This is a genomic window from Pseudomonas sp. B16120 (assembly GCF_044218845.1).
GTDB lineage: Bacteria > Pseudomonadota > Gammaproteobacteria > Pseudomonadales > Pseudomonadaceae > Aquipseudomonas > Aquipseudomonas paracarnis.
In genome coordinates this window covers 5,694,100-5,710,495 of sequence record NZ_CP162588.1, presented here as the reverse complement: position 1 = coordinate 5,710,495, position 16,396 = coordinate 5,694,100, and the positions used below count along the sequence as shown (strand labels likewise).

Below are 16,396 nucleotides of genomic sequence, written 5' to 3'. Positions count from 1 at the left end.
GATGTTGTGGCCAGGGACGCTGATCGGCGCCGGGGCTGGCTTTGCCATTGCCAGTATCCCGGGGGCTCTGTTGGGGGCATTGCTGGGGCAGGCGCTGGATCGCCGTCTGCAACTGCACAGTTGGGCGCAGTTGCGTGAACGCCTGGGTGGGCGCCCGGCTTTGCGCAACGATGAACTGCTGTTTGTGCTGCTGGGACGCCTAGCCAAGAGTAATGGCCGGGTTGTCGATGGGCATATCCAGCAAGCGCGCCAGGAGATGCGCGCACTGGACATGAGTGAGCCGGCCCAGCGCCGCGCGATCAGCGCCTTCAACCGTGGCAAGTCCGGCAGCGACCGGGTTCGCCGTTACCTGCGGGTGCTCAAGACGCAGCCCCATGCGGCGGAAGGCGTGCTGCGCGCCTGTTGGCGCATGGCGTGGGCGGACGGTCGAGCGGATGCTGCCGAGCGCGACCTGATCGACCAGTGGGGCAAGTGGTTGGGCTGGACGCCACAGCAGCTTCAGGCATTGGCGACCGATTACGCGCCGGAGCGCAAGCCATTGGCCAATCGTGGCGGTGCCTATCAGGAGGCGTTGCGTATCCTGGGGGTGACGGCAACCACTGAGCCTTCGGTGATCAAGCGCGCCTACCGCCGCCTGCTCAGCCGTCACCATCCGGACAAGATCGCCGGCACGGGTGCCAGCCCCGCGCAAGTGCGGGAGGCGACCGAACGAACCCGAGAGTTGCATAACGCCTATGCGCTGATTCGCGAGCGGCGGGATTTTCGTTGAGACTATCGCCACTCAACGCCATGTGGGAGGGGGCTTGCCCCTGCCACATCGTTGTGCGACATGGTCGACTATGTGATCAGTCTGCGCTGCCCTTCGGGCTCAGCCACCCGCGAACCCTGCGGTACAACTGCTCTTGCTCCGCCGCGCTATTGCCGGGTAACGCCGTGAGCGACACCTGCTTATAGCTGTCATTCTTCGAGCGCTTGGCCGCCTGGAGTCGCTCCAGGGCGTTCTTGCGATCCTGGGCGCCTTGATAGAACACATCCGCCGTGGGCACCTTCAAGGCCGGCGCCAGTTGCTGCAGGTCCGGTTGGCGAGCCGCAGGCGTCTTGCCGGCCACCATCACCAACCTCTGCACCTGGGAGGGTTGTTTCTCGCTGAGGTAGCGTGCCGCCCACCAGGCCCCGGTGCCATGGCCGAGCAACACCACACTGCGGGCGCTTTGGGTCTGGGCGAAGGCGACGGCGGCGTCGATACGGTCGAAGATGCGCTTGGTGTCGGTCTTGTCCTGTTCATCCGCCCCCGGCACCACCGCCGGGTCTGTGCCCTCGGCCTCGGCACTGGCGGCCTGTTCGACCGGCTTGGCAGCGGTGCTGCCTTCCTTGCTGCTGGTATCGACCGCCGCTTTCGGCGGTTCGATGAGCCGTGGCGGCAGGGTGTCCACACTGACGTCAGGCAATGACAGGCTGAGGGTGCCCCAGGCGGCGTCCGGTAACTTGCGCCGCAGAGGCGCGATGGCCTGCGGCCAGTCCGCGTTCTCCCCGGCACCTGGTATGAGAATCACCACACCCTCGGCTTCGGCGCTGTTGGCGGGTTTCCATAGCGCCAGGAACGAATCGCTACCAGCTTGCAATTGCTGTTGCTCCTGCTGCGGCACCTGCCGTTCGAGCGCACTGGCTTCTTGCTGGCTACGCTCGGGCAAGGCCTGGCGTTCAGCCGGTTTTTCGACGGCAGGCGAGGGTGCATCCTCGGCCTGAACAGGCAAGACGCTGGTAAACAGCAGTGACAGGCACAATGCTGGCAGTGCCGAACGGTGAAGAAAAAGCATCGTTGATTCCCGGCCAGAAGTGATTCCAGCAGCCTAATGGGTTGGTCGGTATTTGTCAGGGGTATGAGGCGCGGTTCTCGCTACCGACAGGCTATCGGCGGTTTGTTAGCTGTCTTGATGGTCGCGGCGCGGCCATTCAACCAATGAATGGCAGACAACACGCCAGGGGCAGCTATTCTTGTGCCAGCCCATCATTCATAAGAGGCCGCGCACATGAGTACTTCCTCATTCAAGATCGCCCACAAACTGCTGACCGGTGCAGGTGCCATCGAACAACTGGCTGCCGAACTCACGCGCCTGGATGTGGATAACCCACTGATCGTCACTGACGCCGCGCTGGTCCAGTCCGGTACCGTTGCGCTGGCCTTGGAGCATCTGGGTGATCGAGCCTACGAAATCTTCGACCGCGTGCTGCCCGATCCGGAAATTGCCATCGTCGAAGACTGCATGCGTGCGTACCGCGAAGGGGGGCATGACGGCCTGATCGGTGTGGGCGGCGGCAGTGCCATCGACATCGCCAAGAGCGTGGCGGCCTATGCCGGTTATCACGGCGCGCTGGCGGACTTGTTTGGCGTCGATCAGGTGCCGCGCAAAGGCCCGCCGTTGATCGCCATCCCCACCACGGCCGGTACCGGCTCGGAGGTGACCAATGTGGCGATACTGTCCGACAAGGCTGCACAGCTGAAAAAAGGCATCGTCAGCGATTACTTGCTGCCGGATGTCGCGCTGATCAGCCCGCAAATGACCTTGACCTGCCCGCGAGGTGTCACGGCCGCCAGTGGCGTGGACGCCTTGGTGCATGCCATCGAGTCCTACCTGTCGCTGCATGCCTCGCCGATTACCGACGCCCTGGCCATCGGTGCGATCAGATTGATTGCCAGCGCGTTGCCCAAGGCTTACGCCAACCCGGCCAACCTGCAGGCCCGTGACGACATGGCCACCGCCAGCCTGATGGCCGGCATGGCCTTTGGCAACGCGGGCGTCGGTGCCGTGCATGCGCTGGCGTACCCGTTGGGTGGGCGCTTCAATATTGCCCATGGCGTCAGTAATGCGCTGTTGCTGCCGTATGTCATGCACTGGAACAAATTGGCCTGCGTCGAGCGCATGCAGGACATCGCCCAGGCCATGGGCGTCAATATCGCCGGGCTGAGTGTGAATGACGCTGCCGACCAGGCTGTAGAGGCGATGACGCGGTTATGTGCGGCAGTGGAGATCCCGTCCGGCCTGCGCAGTTTCGGCGTGCCCGAGGACGCCATCCCGGCCATGGCCAGCGAAGCTGCAGGCATTGAACGCTTGATGCGTAACAACCCGCGCAAGCTCAGCGCCGCCGATATCGAAAAAATCTACCGGGCAGCTTACTAACCGTTGAGATAGGTCACGGTGCGCGCAGCAAAGCATGAGGTATACAATGCGCGCCATCGTGATTTAGCTCAAAAAAGGTGCGTCATGCAGCCCTTCGTCATTGCTCCATCGATTCTCTCTGCCGACTTCGCCCGCCTGGGTGAGGAAGTGGACAAGGTGTTGGCCGCCGGTGCCGACTTCGTGCACTTCGATGTCATGGACAACCACTACGTACCCAACCTGACCATCGGCCCGATGGTGTGCGCCGCGTTGCGCAAGTACGGCATCACCGCGCCGATTGATGCGCACCTGATGGTCAGTCCGGTAGACCGTATCGTCGGTGACTTCATCGAGGCGGGTGCGACTTACATCACCTTCCACCCGGAAGCTACATTGCACGTTGACCGCACCTTGCAACTGATCCGCGAAGGCGGCTGCAAGGCGGGCCTGGTATTCAACCCGGCCACTCCGCTGAGCGTGCTTGAGTACGTGATGGACAAGGTCGACATGGTCTTGCTGATGAGCGTCAACCCAGGCTTCGGCGGGCAGAAGTTCATCCCTGGCACCTTGAACAAGCTGCGTGAGGCCCGTGCGCTGATTGATGCGTCGGGGCGTGACATTCGCCTGGAGATTGACGGCGGCGTTAACGTCAACAATATCCGTGAGATCGCCGCAGCGGGTGCCGATACCTTCGTGGCCGGCTCGGCGATTTTCAATGCCCCGGACTACCAGGCCGTCATTGACAAGATGCGTGCCGAACTGGCGCTGGCGCGTCCATGAGCGGTTTTGAGCAGTTGTTCCCCGGCAAATTGCCACGGCTGGTGATGTTCGATCTGGACGGTACCTTGATCGACTCGGTGCCCGACCTGGCGGCCGCGGTGGACCAGATGCTGCTCAAGCTGGGGCGCAAACCGGCAGGCATCGAGTCAGTGCGCAAGTGGGTCGGCAATGGCGCGCCGATGTTGGTGCGCCGGGCCCTGGCCAACGACATCGATGCCACGGGCGTGGATGAGGTCGAGGCAGAACATGCCTTGGAGCTGTTCAATGCCGCTTACGAAAGCAGCCACGAACTGACCGTGGTTTACCCCGGCGTGCGTGACACCCTCAAGTGGTTGAGCAAGCAGGGCGTGGAAATGGCCCTGATCACCAACAAGCCGGAGCGCTTCGTTGCGCCGTTGTTGGACCAGATGAAAATCGGGCGCTACTTCCGCTGGATCATCGGCGGCGATACCTTGCCGCAGAAAAAACCAGACCCTGCGGCCCTGTTTTTCGTAATGAAAATGGCCAATATTCCGGCGTCTCAGTCGCTGTTTGTCGGCGATTCGCGCAGTGATGTGCTGGCGGCTAAAGCGGCGGGCGTGCAGTGCGTGGCCTTGAGTTATGGTTACAACCATGGCCGGCCGATTGCGGAGGAGTCCCCCGCTCTGGTCATTGATGACCTGCGACTGCTAATCCCCGGTTGCTTGGGCGCGGGCGCTGAGATAACGTTGCCCGACATTGATTCGTCCCCTTCTGGAAATTCCATCGTGGTGGTCACTCGCAAACTCTGGATGAAAGTCATCAAGGCCTTGGCCCGCTGGCGTTGGCGCGCCTGACTGATCCAGGCCGCGTGTGCGGCACGTTTGCCTACCTGACTTGACCCTCACACCACGAGGCACCTCATGACCCGCGAAGAATTCCTGCGTTTGGCCGCTGCCGGCTACAACCGTATCCCCATGGCTTGCGAAACCCTGGCCGACTTCGATACGCCGCTGTCGATCTACCTGAAGCTGGCCGATGAGCCCAACTCTTACCTGCTTGAGTCGGTACAAGGCGGCGAGAAGTGGGGCCGTTACTCGATCATTGGCCTGCCATGCCGCACGGTGCTGCGGGTGCACGACCATCATGTGAGCATCACCCATGACGGCGTGGAGATCGAAAGCCATGACGTAGAAGACCCGCTGGCCTTTGTCGAAACCTTCAAGGCGCGCTACAACGTGCCGACCATTGCTGGCCTGCCGCGCTTCAATGGCGGTCTGGTGGGGTACTTCGGCTATGACTGCGTGCGCTATGTGGAAAAACGCCTGGGCAAATGCCCGAACCCGGACCCGCTGGGGGTGCCGGACATTTTGCTGATGGTGTCCGACGCGGTGGTGGTGTTCGACAACCTCGCCGGCAAGATGCATGCGATTGTCCTCGCTGACCCCGCCCAGGCTGATGCCTTCGAACAAGGCCAGGCCAACCTGGAAGCGTTGCTGGAAAAACTTCGCCAGCCGATCACCCCGCGTCGCGGCCTGGACCTCAGCCGCCCCCCGGCGGCCGACCCGGTGTTCCGCTCCAGCTTTACCCAGGATGACTACGAGCGCGCCGTCGATACCATCAAGGAATACATCCTTGCCGGTGACTGCATGCAAGTGGTGCCGTCGCAACGCATGTCCATCGACTTCAAGGCGGCGCCGATTGACCTGTACCGCGCACTGCGTTGCTTCAACCCGACGCCGTATATGTACTTCTTCAACTTCGGCGACTTCCACGTCGTGGGCAGTTCGCCGGAAGTGCTGGTGCGGGTTGAAGACAACCTGATCACCGTGCGCCCGATTGCCGGCACGCGCCCCCGTGGGGCGACCGAAGAAGCCGACGTGGCGCTGGAAGAAGACCTGCTCAGCGACGAAAAGGAAATTGCCGAACACCTGATGCTGATCGACCTGGGGCGCAACGACACCGGGCGTGTCTCGGAAATCGGCTCGGTGAAACTGACCGAGAAGATGGTCATCGAACGGTATTCCAATGTGATGCATATCGTGTCCAACGTCACCGGCGAGCTGAAGGCCGGGCTGACGGCGATGGACGCCCTGCGAGCGATTTTGCCGGCGGGCACATTGTCGGGGGCGCCGAAGATCCGTGCGATGGAAATTATCGACGAACTGGAGCCGGTCAAGCGTGGTGTCTACGGCGGCGCCGTCGGGTATTTTGCTTGGAACGGCAATATGGACACCGCCATTGCGATCCGCACGGCCGTGATCAAGGACGGCGAACTGCATGTGCAGGCGGGCGGCGGGATTGTGGCGGACTCGGTGCCGGCCCTTGAATGGGAAGAAACCCTCAACAAGCGTCGGGCGATGTTCCGTGCCGTGGCATTGGCAGAGCAAACTCCACAAGACTGAAGCTGGAATAAAAAATGTGGGAGCGGGCTTGCCCGCGAATACAGAGTGTCAGTCGATACATGTGTGACTGATACACCGTATTCGCGAGCAAGCCCGCTCCCACATTAGTTTTTCACCGGTCTTGGGATTTGTTTAGAAATCCAGACTGACTCCGACATTGATGCCTTGCTGGGTCAAGTTGTCATCCTTTCTCACGTTATACGCCGCCCGCAACGCCAGGTCCTGAGTCAACTTGTGGCTGACACCCAGGCTCAAGCGGTCAGAATTACTGCGAGGCGTATACCCGTCGAGCTTGAAGTCGATCCCCTGCACGCTGTTGAGCGAAATGTTCACCTTATGGGTGTCATTTTCAAGCTCATGCTCGTGGGCCACTTCGCCAAAAACCTGGGTTTGCGGCGTGATGCGGTAGCTGCCTTGCAGGCCGACGCCCAGGCGTTTGGAGTCGCGTTGTTGATCGTCAAAGGTCAGGGCGGTGGAGCGGCTGCTTTTCTCCGAGTAACCATTGACTTCAACCCGCGCGTAATCGGCGCTGATGAACGGCGAGAGGTGCCAGTCGCTGCCCGGCGCGGCGATGTCATACCCCACGCGGCCGCTCAGGGCCCAGAGCCAGCCATCGGTGTCACCTTTCTCCGAGCCTTCGCTGATACCCAGGGCAAACTTGCGTTTGAGGCTGTCGAAGTCCAGCTTGCCGCCGGTCAATGCGGCATCGGCCCACCAGTGGTTCTGCTGATACTGAGCGAATGCCGTGCCCATATAGCTGTTGAGCTTGTAGTCTGAATCATTGGCGCCGGCTTCGAGAGTCTGCCGATACAGGCCGGCGGCAACGCCCACGCGCCAGTTTTCATCGAGCCGGTAGCTGCCACCGATATTCAGGTTATAGCCGCTGCCGTCGCCACTGGCCGAGCTGCTCTGATCATCGAAATCCAGGCGTTGGCCGCCGCCGGCCACTATGGCGCGCCATTGGCCGACGGCTTGCCAGCTGCCGTTGTCTGCTTGCCATTGGTTACGCAACTCGTCCTGGTGGGCGCGCAATGTGCCTTGGGCCATTTCCGGCAGCAAGGTCAGTTCCCACGGCGCGGCGAGTAGCGAATAGGCGTAGTCGGCAATCAAGCGTTGCCCGGCCACGGTAGGGTGGACCGAGTCGTTGTAGATCAGCTTGGTTGGGTCCGGGTTGGTGCCGCCGATGCCATAGGTTGGGTTGGCGGTGCAACTGTTACCGCTGAAGCAGGTGCCCGTCAGGTTCTGCCCGGTGGCTAGGCCGAAGCGGGCTGGATCGGCGAAGGCCTCGTTCAACAGCAGCGGGATGTTCAGCGGGATAACCTGTGCATCCACTTGTGACAGACGCTGTACCAGGGACTGGTTGAAAATAGTGCTCAGGGCCGAAGTCGCTGCTTGCTGTGGGGTGCCGTTGATGGCCGGCGTCAGGCCCAGGTCGGGTAGCATCCACACCATAATGTAACGCGCGCCGGCTTGTTGCAGGGCCTGGGCGCTGTCCGCCAGCCTGCCACCGGCGGCGACCGCTTGAGCGGGGCTGAGTACCCGGCCTTGCAGGAAGTCATTGCCGCCACCGGAAAGGAAGTAAAGTGCGTTCGGGTCGGCTCTCCCACCATTAGCCGGCAGATAGCCCTGCCGACTGCGCAACACAGTGCCGCCCCCGGGGTTGCCTGGGGGAATCGCAGCATTGGAGACTGAGGTAATGGAGTCGAGGATATTGTCGGTACGGTAGCCACCCACTGCCCAGTTGTTGCCGTCTGGCAAACCCTGGGCTGCGCGGACCGGTGAGGTGGAAGCATTCAGGTCGTTGGGAGTGACGCCCAGTTTCGTGCCCAGCAGGGTCGATGAGACCAGGCCGTATTCACCCTGGAAGGTCGGCCCGGTTCGGTTGGTAAAGCGCAATGTGGCGCCGGCCGAACCGTCGGGAAACTGGCCTGCATCCGCCAGGCTGTCGCCGAAAACCACCATGGTTGAATAAGGTGACGGGGCTGCGAACGCCTGGGCGCAGGCCAATGATAGGAGGCAGCCGGCAAGGGGCGCGAAAAACGCTGGTCTGAGCATGCAAGATTCCATTGGGTTGTTTTTATGTCGGAAGTGAAACACTAGCAAAATTTCTGGCATTTTCTGTAGGGAAATCCGGAATCCACCTACGTTGCGTCCCCGTATTTGCGGCTCCATATTGCACCGCTGGCGAGCCTACGTTACTGTGCCTGAACGTATGAATGAGACCCTCCCCGTGTTGATCATCAGCAAACTCTTGATGCGAGTAGTCAAGGCACACGCCCGTTGGCGTTGGCGCGCCTGACATTTTTCTCTGCCGGCCTGGCCGGACCTGTACCGATTTGCCTTCTTCACCCGTTGTCTGACGCCCCTTGCCAACTCACCCTGGCAACCGGAACGTGCGTCTGGCAGCGGTTCACACGCTTGGAAGGCGGTCATTTGAAATCAGTGAATTCAAGAGGTTTGAACCCACATGTTGCTGATGATTGATAACTACGACTCCTTTACCTACAACGTTGTGCAGTACCTGGGCGAACTGGGTGCCGAGGTCAAGGTGGTGCGCAACGATGAACTTACCGTTGCTGAAATCGCTGCGCTGAACCCCGAGCGCATCGTGGTTTCGCCTGGCCCGTGCACGCCGACCGAGGCGGGCATCTCTCTGGAAGCTATCCAGTATTTCGCCGGCAAGCTGCCGATCCTGGGCGTCTGCCTGGGCCATCAGTCCATCGGCCAGGCGTTTGGCGGTGATGTGGTGCGCGCGCGCGAGGTCATGCACGGCAAGACCAGCCCGGTGTTCCATCGGGATTCGGGTGTATTCCATGGCTTGAACCTGCCGGTGACCGTGACCCGTTACCACTCTCTGGTGGTCAAGCGTGAAACCTTGCCCGAATGCCTGGAACTGACCGCCTGGACCCAATCGGAAGACGGCTCGGTCGACGAGATCATGGGCCTGCGCCACAAGACACTGAACGTCGAAGGGGTGCAATTTCACCCTGAATCAATCCTGACCGAGCAGGGCTACGAGCTGTTCGCCAACTTTCTCAAGCAGAGCGGCGGCACGCGCTAAGGACTTTTCATGGATATCAAGACTGCCCTGAGCCGTATCGTCGGCCATCTGGACCTGAGCACCGCGGAAATGAGCGATGTGATGCGCGAGATCATGACCGGTCAATGCACCGATGCTCAGATCGGCGCTTTTATGATGGCGATGCGCATGAAGAGCGAAAGCATCGACGAAATCGTCGGTGCGGTGTCGGTGATGCGTGAGCTGGCGGACAAGGTCGAACTCAAGACCCTCGACGGCGTCGTCGATGTAGTGGGCACCGGCGGTGACGGTGCGAATATTTTCAACGTGTCGACCGCCTCATCCTTCGTGGTGGCCGCCGCTGGTTGCACCGTCGCCAAGCACGGGAACCGCGCGGTGTCTGGCAAGAGCGGCAGTGCCGACTTGCTGGAAGCTGCCGGTATTTACCTGAACCTCACGCCGGTGCAAGTAGCGCGCTGCATCGACAGCGTTGGCATTGGCTTCATGTTTGCTCAGTCCCATCACGGCGCGATGAAGCACGCTGCCGGCCCGCGCAAGGACCTTGGCCTGCGTACCCTGTTCAACATGCTCGGCCCGCTTACGAATCCGGCCGGTGTGAAGCATCAGGTGGTGGGCGTGTTCAGCCAGGCGCTGTGCCGGCCGCTGGCCGAAGTATTACAACGCTTGGGCAGCAAGCACGTGCTGGTGGTGCACTCCAAGGATGGCCTCGACGAATTCAGCCTGGCGGCGCCGACCTTCGTGGCGGAGCTGAAGAACGACGAGGTCACCGAATATTGGGTCGAACCTGAAGACCTGGGTATGAAAAGCCAGAGCTTGCACGGCCTGGCGGTGGAAAGCCCGGCGGCTTCGTTGGAGTTGATTCGTGATGCTCTGGGGCGTCGTAAGACCGAAAACGGTCAGAAAGCTGCGGAAATGATTGTGCTCAACGCTGGCGCAGCACTTTACGCCGCCGACCATGCCTATAGTCTCAAGGAAGGTGTCGCCTTGGCCCACGATGCGCTGCACACCGGCCTGGCTCGTGAGAAGCTCGAAGAGCTGGGAGCATTCACCGCCGTATTCAAGATGGAGAATGAAGGATGAGTGTGCCAACCGTTCTGGAAAAGATCCTGGCCCGTAAGGCTGAAGAAGTGGCCGAGCGCCGCGCCCGCGTGGGCCTGGCCGAGTTGGAAGCCCAGGCGAAAAGCGCCGATGCGCCACGCGGCTTTGCCAATGCCTTGATCGCCCAGGCCAAGCTCAAGCAGCCGGCCGTGATCGCCGAGGTTAAGAAAGCCTCGCCGAGCAAGGGGGTGATTCGCGAGAACTTTGTACCCGCCGAGATCGCCGCCAGTTATGAGAAGGGTGGGGCGACTTGCCTGTCCGTACTGACGGATATCGACTACTTCCAAGGTTCAGACCTGTTTCTGCAACAGGCGCGCGCCGCGTGCAAGTTGCCGGTGATCCGCAAGGATTTCATGGTGGACCCGTACCAGATCGTTGAAGCCCGAGCCTTGGGTGCCGACTGCGTGTTGCTGATTGTCTCCGCATTGGATGACGTGAAGATGGCCGAGCTGGCGGCCGTGGCCAAAAGCGTCGGCCTGGACGTGCTGGTCGAAGTACACGACGGCGACGAGCTGGAGCGCGCATTGAAGACCCTCGATACTCCGCTGGTGGGCGTCAACAACCGTAACCTGCATACCTTCGACGTCAGCCTCGAAACCACCCTCGACCTGCTGCCGCGTATCCCGCGCGATCGTCTGGTGATTACCGAGAGTGGCATCGTCAACCGCGCCGATGTGGAACTGATGGAAATCAGTGGCGTGTACTCGTTCCTGGTGGGCGAGACGTTTATGCGCGCAGAGAACCCGGGGGCGGAGCTGCAGCGCTTGTTCTTCCCGGAGCGCGGTACGACGATCAGCGGTTCGACACTAGACTGATTTGAAATACGCTCGGAACTGTAGGAGCTGGCTTGCCTGCGATAGCGGCGGGTCAGCCAACCTCTGTGTAGCTGACACACCGCTATCGCAGGCAAGCCAGCTCCCACATTGGTTTTGTGTTTATTCAGGTAGGTAGGTGTTCGATGCTCCAGCCCGTGATCATGACTGTCGAAGCAGGCCTTGCCGCCGAGCAAGACCTATTGGCAGCCGTTTGCGCGGGTGAGCAGGCATTCGGATTGCTGTTCTGGCAGCCCAGTGACCAAGCACTGGTCATGCCGCGCCGTTTGAGCCGGCTGCCGGCATTCGCGGTGGCGAGCCAGGTTTCGGCCGATGAGGGTTGGCCGGTATTGCTGCGTGAAACCGGTGGTGAGCCGGTGCCGCAGTCCGGCGCCACGGTCAATATCGCCCTGGTCTATGCCCCACCGCGCAGTGAAAGCGACCAGGGGCGCATCGAAACCGGCTATCAGCGCTTGTGCCAACCGATTTGTGATCTGTTGATCGAGTTGGGTGGCGATGCGTCCGTCGGCGAAATTGACGGTGCCTTTTGCGACGGCCGTTACAACGTCAACCTCAATGGCCGCAAAATGGTGGGCACTGCCCAGCGTTGGCGACAAAGCGGTGGCCGCCCGGTCGGGTTGGTGCACGGGGCGATGTTGCTGGAGAATGATCGTGAGCAATTGATTGCGGCGGTCAACCGCTTCAATCAAGCCTGCGGTTTGGAGCAGCGGGTTCGCGCCGATAGCCATATCGCACTGCACGAAGCGTTTACGGCGCCGGATGCGATCCGTCGGCTCGACACGTTGTACCGTCAGATGCTGGCTGGCTTCCTGCCGGTTTAACGGGTACCGAACACCACCATCGTCTTGCCTTTGACGTGCACCAAGTTGCGTTCTTCCAAGTCCTTGAGCACGCGGCCGACCATTTCTCGTGAACACCCGACAATACGTCCGATCTCCTGGCGCGTGACTTTGATCTGCATGCCGTCGGGATGGGTCATGGCATCGGGTTGCTTGCATAGGTCCAACAGGCAGCGAGCGACGCGGCCGGTGACATCAAAGAACGCCAGGTCGCCGACTTTGCGGGTGGTGTCGCGCAGGCGCTGGGCGATCTGACCGCTCAGGGCGTACAAGATGTCCGGATCATGCTGGGCCAATTCGCGAAATTTTGCATAGCTGATTTCGGCCACTTCGCACTCAACTTTGGCTCGTACCCAAGCACTGCGTTCCTGCTCTTTGCCTGCTTGTTCAAACAAACCCAGCTCCCCGAAGAAGTCTCCGGCGTTGAGATAGGCAATGATCATCTCACGGCCATCCTCATCCTCGATCAGGATGGTGACTGAGCCCTTGATGATGAAAAACAGGGTTTCTGAGCGCTCGCCGGCGCAGATGATGTTGTGCTTGGCCGGATGACGTCGGCGCTGGCAATGCAGCAACAGCTTGTCGAGGTTCTTGATCTTGGGTGTGGGAGTAAGAGCAACCATGGTTGTATCCCGAAAAGACTGCGCGGTGTAGTTGGCGTTGTTTTTATCCAGCGGCATCTCATTGATATACGCTGTACAAGTCATGGCAATGCGCCATTCATTTGGCGCCAGCTTACCAGACACCTTCTGTCGCGATTAGCCAATTTAGCGGCAAACGCTGTCATTTATCGAATTTATGCAGAGCGCTGTTGTTTCAAGGCCCTGTGCTAAGCTGGCGACCCTTTTTTAGCAGTGGAGTCTGGGCGATGAAGGCACGCATCCAATGGGCGGGCGAAGCCATGTTCCTCGGTGAGTCGGGCAGCGGCCATGTGGTGGTCATGGACGGTCCGCCGGAAGCCGGCGGTCGTAACCTGGGTGTACGCCCCATGGAAATGTTGCTGCTGGGTGTGGGCGGTTGCAGCAATTTTGACGTGGTCAGCATCTTGAAGAAGTCCCGCCAGGCCGTAGAAAGCTGCGAAGCCTTCCTGGAAGCTGAACGCGCCACTGAAGACCCCAAGGTTTTTACCAAGATCCATATGCATTTCGTGGTCAAGGGCCGGGCGCTAAAAGAAGCCCAGGTCAAGCGTGCCATCGAGCTGTCGGCAGAGAAGTACTGCTCAGCATCGATCATGCTGGGGGCTGCGGGCGTGGTCATTACCCACGACTACGAAATCATCGAGCTGGGTTGATTACAGCAGGCAAAAGAAAGGGCGCTTCGGGCGCCCTTTTTTCGGTTCAGATTCGATAAGTGCTTTTGGTCATGACCTTGGCCAACAGGCTCATGCCGAACCGTACCGGGGCTGGAAAGCGGAAGCCGCCCGCGTCCAGCGCGCTTTCTGCATGGTGCTCTTCGTCAATGCGCATCTGCTCAAGAATGGCCCGTGACTTTTCGTCTTCGGCCGGCAGTTGCTCCAGGTGTTCATCCAGGTGCTTGCACACCTGATGTTCTGTCGCGGCCACAAACCCCAGGCTGACTTTGTCACTGATCAGCCCGGCAGCCGCGCCGATACCAAACGACAAGCCATAAAACAGTGGGTTGAGCACGCTGGGATGGCTGCCCAACTGGCGGATGCGTTGTTCGCACCAGGCCAGATGGTCGATCTCTTCCTCGGCCGCATGCTCCATCGCCGTGCGTACCTGTGGCAACTTGGCGGTCAGCGCCTGGCCCTGGTACAGCGCCTGGGCACAGACTTCGCCGGTATGGTTGATGCGCATCAGGCCAGCGACGTGACGGGTATCGGTCTCGCTCAACTGTACATCCGGCTGCACGATGGCGGGCGATGGGCGGTAGGGCTGGCCACTGAACGGCAGCAGGGTGCGCATGGCCATGTCGGCTTGCAGCAACAGACGGTCAATCGGCGAGTAGTGACGTTGGGTAGTCATGCTGACCTCCGGGAAGAATCTCGGCGGCCAGTTTACCGCAAGAGAGCGTCCAGCGTTTGTGCTGAGTCAATTTGCCCTTGTGCACTCAGCCCGGTGGCCAGTTCATCTGGCGCTGACCCAGCACGTGCATATGGATGTGGTAAACGGTTTGCCCGCCGTCTTCATTGCAATTCATCACCACACGAAAGCCTTTTTCGCAGCCTTGTTCCACGGCCAGGCGTTGGGCGGTGAACAGGATATGGCCGGCCAGCGCCTTATCGTCCTCGGTCAGGTCGTTGAGGGTACGAATGGGTTTTTTCGGGATAACCAGGAAATGCACTGGTGCCTGGGGGGCGATATCGTGAAAAGCCAGGACTTGGTCATCTTCATAGATGATCTTCGCCGGTATTTCCCTGTTGATGATCTTGGTGAACAGAGTATCCACAGCTGTATCTCCATCGTGAAAAGTGAGGTAAGTGTACGTAGGCCGTCAGCGCGGGCAATAGGCCTTGTTGATGGCACCGGCAATTTTGCGGGTCAGCCAGCGGGGGCTCAGGCGTGGGCTGAACGTCAGCCAACGATTGCGGCGCCCGGGAATGATGATGGCCTTGTTCTTTTCCAGCGCCCGCACGGTGTAGAGCGCGACTTCTTCCGGGCTCATCAGTTGCTGGCTGCGGTCGAGTTTCGCCGTATCCATCTGCGCGGTGCCGAAGAATGCGGTGCGCGTAGGGCCAGGGCACAGCACTGAAACCTTGATGCCGCAGGTCTTCAATTCCTCGCGCAACCCTTCGGAGAAGTGCAGCACGTAGGCTTTGCTGGCGTAGTAGCTGCTCATCCACGGCCCAGGCTGGAAGGCCGCGACCGAAGCCACATTGAGGATTTGCCCGCCGCCATGCAGGGCCATGGCATTGCCCAGTGCGTGGCACATGCGGGTCAAGGCCAGGATGTTGACTTCGATGAGGTCCTGCTCGGTCATCCAGTCCTGGGCCAGGAACGGCCCGCTGGTGCCGATGCCGGCGCAGTTGACCAGCAGGTCGATCTGTCGCTCACCCTCTTCGAGCTCCAGCAAAAAGCCGGACAAGCGCAGCGGCTCGCCCAAATCACAGGCGCGAAACAGTACCTCGACGCCGAAGCGTTGGGTCAATTCCAATGCAATGCTTTCCAACTGATCACGCTGGCGGGCCACCAGAATCAAGCTACGGCCACGCCGTGCCAAGGCTTCGGCCAATGCCAGGCCGATGCCACTGGAGGCGCCGGTGATCAGAGCGTAACGGGTCATGCCTTTCTCCATCGCAACGCCGCCGGCCCATGACAGTGCGTCACAGGCGGCGGGCGTTTCTTCACTGTTCTGGAGAGTCTACAGGTTCGGCTGCATCGTCAGCACTTTGCGCTGCGGCTTCGTCAACGATAGCGCTTTGATCGGCGTCTGCATCGGAGGTGATGGAGCTGCTTTCGTAGCTGCTGTCCATGTTGGCTTCAAGCTGGTCCAGGTAGCCGTTCATGCCCAGGGTGACGACGATGATGAGCATCAAGGGAATGAACGCCAGCCACAGCGAGGCCAGGATTTTCACCGCAGTGGAGTTGCGTGGTGGTGGCGCGCCGTATTGGTTGGCGCCCGTGTTGCCTGGCAATACCAGCAACAGCAGCGGGAAAACACTGTTAACCAGCGGAACCAGGTTGAGCAGGTAAAGCCAGCCAGACCAGCCCAGGTCATGCAGGCGCTGCACGCCGATTTGCACGCTCACCACTACCAGTGCCACAAACAGCGCGAAACCCAGCAGTGAGCCAATAATGATGGCGATGGTTGGCGAGGCTGTCGCCACCGCGAAGCCCACCGTACTGATGATGCCCGCGGCCACCAACATCGCGACGGTCAGTGCCAGCGTCCAGGCCAGGTAGCGCAGGCGCCCGATGCGCCCGTGGATGGTGAAGACCTTGAGGGTTGCGAACTCCGGCAGGTCGTCGCCAACGGCAGCGCGTGGGGGAGCATAAGGTGAGGCGGCGGCGCGGTCAGCGGTTGACGAGCTTGTTTCGTGGGTTTCTGCCAGGCTGAATGCCACAGGTTGTTCGGCCTCGATGCGAGCGTCGACCCCGGCGTTGTGCAGTGCCGTGAGGTAAGTTTGCGCGTCGGGGTGGGACAGGTCGCGCTTGAGCGCGACGGGGCGGCCGGTGAAGAGCTTTTCGATCGCTTCAACATCGCTTTTGAATAACTCGGCGAGGTTCAGCTTGGCGGTGGTGCTTTCGACACCTGGGCGCAAGGCTCCGTCAAACACAATCTTGAAACGGCTGTCGCTCATGCGGGCATCCTTGTCACTTAATCA

General features: G+C 60.6%; 17 protein-coding genes. 10 read left to right on the top strand and 7 right to left on the bottom strand.

Features of this window, described 5'->3' with window-relative positions; genetic code table 11:
* Position 1 precedes the first annotated feature (1 nt).
* Complete coding sequence (locus AB4P90_RS26765) at positions 2–769, top strand: TerB family tellurite resistance protein (RefSeq protein WP_014720175.1); 768 nt, start codon at positions 2–4, stop codon at positions 767–769.
* A 76-nt stretch (positions 770–845) separates the two neighbouring features.
* Here AB4P90_RS26765 and AB4P90_RS26760 read toward each other — a convergent pair whose 3' ends face one another.
* Entirely contained in the window at positions 846–1,817 is a 972-nt protein-coding gene (locus tag AB4P90_RS26760) for an alpha/beta hydrolase family protein (RefSeq protein ID WP_395605493.1), read from the bottom strand.
* Between the two features lie 213 nt (positions 1,818–2,030).
* Here AB4P90_RS26760 and AB4P90_RS26755 point away from each other — a divergent pair, with 213 nt between their 5' ends.
* The 4 genes from AB4P90_RS26755 (at position 2,031) to trpE (ending at position 6,301) form a co-directional block, all read left to right on the top strand.
* Positions 2,031–3,179: an iron-containing alcohol dehydrogenase gene (locus AB4P90_RS26755; protein ID WP_014720173.1), complete on the top strand. Its 1,149-nt coding sequence runs from the start codon at positions 2,031–2,033 to the stop codon at positions 3,177–3,179.
* Between the two features lie 84 nt (positions 3,180–3,263).
* Positions 3,264–3,938, top strand: coding sequence for a ribulose-phosphate 3-epimerase (gene rpe / locus AB4P90_RS26750; protein ID WP_003194703.1), 675 nt, complete (start codon positions 3,264–3,266; stop codon positions 3,936–3,938).
* A complete protein-coding gene (locus AB4P90_RS26745) occupies positions 3,935–4,753 on the top strand; it encodes a phosphoglycolate phosphatase (RefSeq protein WP_014720172.1) in 819 nt (272 codons plus the stop codon). The genes rpe and AB4P90_RS26745 overlap by 4 nt, the downstream gene beginning before the upstream one ends.
* Before the next feature lie 66 nt (positions 4,754–4,819).
* A complete protein-coding gene (gene trpE, locus AB4P90_RS26740; RefSeq protein ID WP_019817793.1) occupies positions 4,820–6,301 on the top strand; it encodes an anthranilate synthase component I in 1,482 nt (493 codons plus the stop codon).
* Positions 6,302–6,433: 132 nt separating this feature from the next.
* On the opposite strand, the gene estP is transcribed toward trpE, so the two are convergent.
* Entirely contained in the window at positions 6,434–8,356 is a 1,923-nt protein-coding gene (gene estP / locus AB4P90_RS26735; protein ID WP_395605492.1) for an esterase EstP, read from the bottom strand.
* Positions 8,357–8,768: 412 nt separating this feature from the next.
* Here estP and AB4P90_RS26730 point away from each other — a divergent pair, with 412 nt between their 5' ends.
* The 4 genes from AB4P90_RS26730 (at position 8,769) to AB4P90_RS26715 (ending at position 12,093) form a co-directional block, all read left to right on the top strand.
* Positions 8,769–9,362 (top strand): aminodeoxychorismate/anthranilate synthase component II, encoded by a 594-nt coding sequence (locus AB4P90_RS26730; protein WP_395605491.1) that lies wholly within the window; start codon positions 8,769–8,771, stop codon positions 9,360–9,362.
* 9 nt (positions 9,363–9,371) lie between these two features.
* Positions 9,372–10,421 (top strand): anthranilate phosphoribosyltransferase, encoded by a 1,050-nt coding sequence (trpD, locus tag AB4P90_RS26725; RefSeq protein WP_003194694.1) that lies wholly within the window; start codon positions 9,372–9,374, stop codon positions 10,419–10,421.
* Entirely contained in the window at positions 10,418–11,254 is an 837-nt protein-coding gene (trpC, locus tag AB4P90_RS26720; RefSeq protein WP_014720168.1) for an indole-3-glycerol phosphate synthase TrpC, read from the top strand. Before trpD ends, trpC begins: the two co-directional genes overlap by 4 nt.
* 143 nt (positions 11,255–11,397) lie before the next feature.
* On the top strand, positions 11,398–12,093 hold the full coding sequence (locus tag AB4P90_RS26715; protein WP_395605490.1) for a biotin/lipoate A/B protein ligase family protein: 696 nt from the start codon (positions 11,398–11,400) through the stop codon (positions 12,091–12,093).
* Here AB4P90_RS26715 and crp read toward each other — a convergent pair.
* Positions 12,090–12,734 carry a cAMP-activated global transcriptional regulator CRP gene (crp, locus tag AB4P90_RS26710; protein WP_014720166.1) on the bottom strand — a complete coding sequence of 215 codons (645 nt, stop codon included), beginning with the start codon at positions 12,732–12,734 and terminating at the stop codon, positions 12,090–12,092. The genes AB4P90_RS26715 and crp overlap by 4 nt on opposite strands.
* A gap of 245 nt (positions 12,735–12,979) precedes the next feature.
* Between crp and AB4P90_RS26705 the strand changes: the two genes are divergently transcribed.
* Positions 12,980–13,402 carry an OsmC family protein gene (locus AB4P90_RS26705; protein WP_003194686.1) on the top strand — a complete coding sequence of 141 codons (423 nt, stop codon included), beginning with the start codon at positions 12,980–12,982 and terminating at the stop codon, positions 13,400–13,402.
* 46 nt (positions 13,403–13,448) lie between these two features.
* On the opposite strand, the gene coq7 is transcribed toward AB4P90_RS26705, so the two are convergent.
* The 4 genes from coq7 to AB4P90_RS26685 form a co-directional block, all read right to left on the bottom strand.
* On the bottom strand, positions 13,449–14,096 hold the full coding sequence (gene coq7, locus AB4P90_RS26700) for a 2-polyprenyl-3-methyl-6-methoxy-1,4-benzoquinone monooxygenase (protein ID WP_003194684.1): 648 nt from the start codon (positions 14,094–14,096) through the stop codon (positions 13,449–13,451).
* Between the two features lie 85 nt (positions 14,097–14,181).
* Positions 14,182–14,520 (bottom strand): histidine triad nucleotide-binding protein, encoded by a 339-nt coding sequence (locus AB4P90_RS26695; RefSeq protein ID WP_003194682.1) that lies wholly within the window; start codon positions 14,518–14,520, stop codon positions 14,182–14,184.
* Between the two features lie 45 nt (positions 14,521–14,565).
* The gene (locus AB4P90_RS26690; protein ID WP_003194680.1) at positions 14,566–15,354 is read right to left on the bottom strand and encodes an SDR family oxidoreductase; all 789 of its coding nucleotides are present in this window, start codon (positions 15,352–15,354) and stop codon (positions 14,566–14,568) included.
* Positions 15,355–15,415: 61 nt separating this feature from the next.
* Positions 15,416–16,372, bottom strand: coding sequence for a DUF805 domain-containing protein (locus AB4P90_RS26685; protein ID WP_032903899.1), 957 nt, complete (start codon positions 16,370–16,372; stop codon positions 15,416–15,418).
* Between the last annotated feature and the right edge of the window lie 24 nt (positions 16,373–16,396).

Bases quoted from the DNA above. Each gene is read 5' to 3' on its own strand.
- AB4P90_RS26765 (WP_014720175.1), top strand. From the start codon at position 2: ATGTTGTGGCCAGGGACGCTGATCGGCGCCGGGGCTGGCTTTGCCATT.
- AB4P90_RS26760 (WP_395605493.1), bottom strand. From the start codon at position 1,817: ATGCTTTTTCTTCACCGTTCGGCACTGCCAGCATTGTGCCTGTCACTG.
- AB4P90_RS26755 (WP_014720173.1), top strand. From the start codon at position 2,031: ATGAGTACTTCCTCATTCAAGATCGCCCACAAACTGCTGACCGGTGCA.
- rpe (WP_003194703.1), top strand. From the start codon at position 3,264: ATGCAGCCCTTCGTCATTGCTCCATCGATTCTCTCTGCCGACTTCGCC.
- AB4P90_RS26745 (WP_014720172.1), top strand. From the start codon at position 3,935: ATGAGCGGTTTTGAGCAGTTGTTCCCCGGCAAATTGCCACGGCTGGTG.
- trpE (WP_019817793.1), top strand. From the start codon at position 4,820: ATGACCCGCGAAGAATTCCTGCGTTTGGCCGCTGCCGGCTACAACCGT.
- estP (WP_395605492.1), bottom strand. From the start codon at position 8,356: ATGCTCAGACCAGCGTTTTTCGCGCCCCTTGCCGGCTGCCTCCTATCA.
- AB4P90_RS26730 (WP_395605491.1), top strand. From the start codon at position 8,769: ATGTTGCTGATGATTGATAACTACGACTCCTTTACCTACAACGTTGTG.
- trpD (WP_003194694.1), top strand. From the start codon at position 9,372: ATGGATATCAAGACTGCCCTGAGCCGTATCGTCGGCCATCTGGACCTG.
- trpC (WP_014720168.1), top strand. From the start codon at position 10,418: ATGAGTGTGCCAACCGTTCTGGAAAAGATCCTGGCCCGTAAGGCTGAA.
- AB4P90_RS26715 (WP_395605490.1), top strand. From the start codon at position 11,398: ATGCTCCAGCCCGTGATCATGACTGTCGAAGCAGGCCTTGCCGCCGAG.
- crp (WP_014720166.1), bottom strand. From the start codon at position 12,734: ATGGTTGCTCTTACTCCCACACCCAAGATCAAGAACCTCGACAAGCTG.
- AB4P90_RS26705 (WP_003194686.1), top strand. From the start codon at position 12,980: ATGAAGGCACGCATCCAATGGGCGGGCGAAGCCATGTTCCTCGGTGAG.
- coq7 (WP_003194684.1), bottom strand. From the start codon at position 14,096: ATGACTACCCAACGTCACTACTCGCCGATTGACCGTCTGTTGCTGCAA.
- AB4P90_RS26690 (WP_003194680.1), bottom strand. From the start codon at position 15,354: ATGACCCGTTACGCTCTGATCACCGGCGCCTCCAGTGGCATCGGCCTG.
- AB4P90_RS26685 (WP_032903899.1), bottom strand. From the start codon at position 16,372: ATGAGCGACAGCCGTTTCAAGATTGTGTTTGACGGAGCCTTGCGCCCA.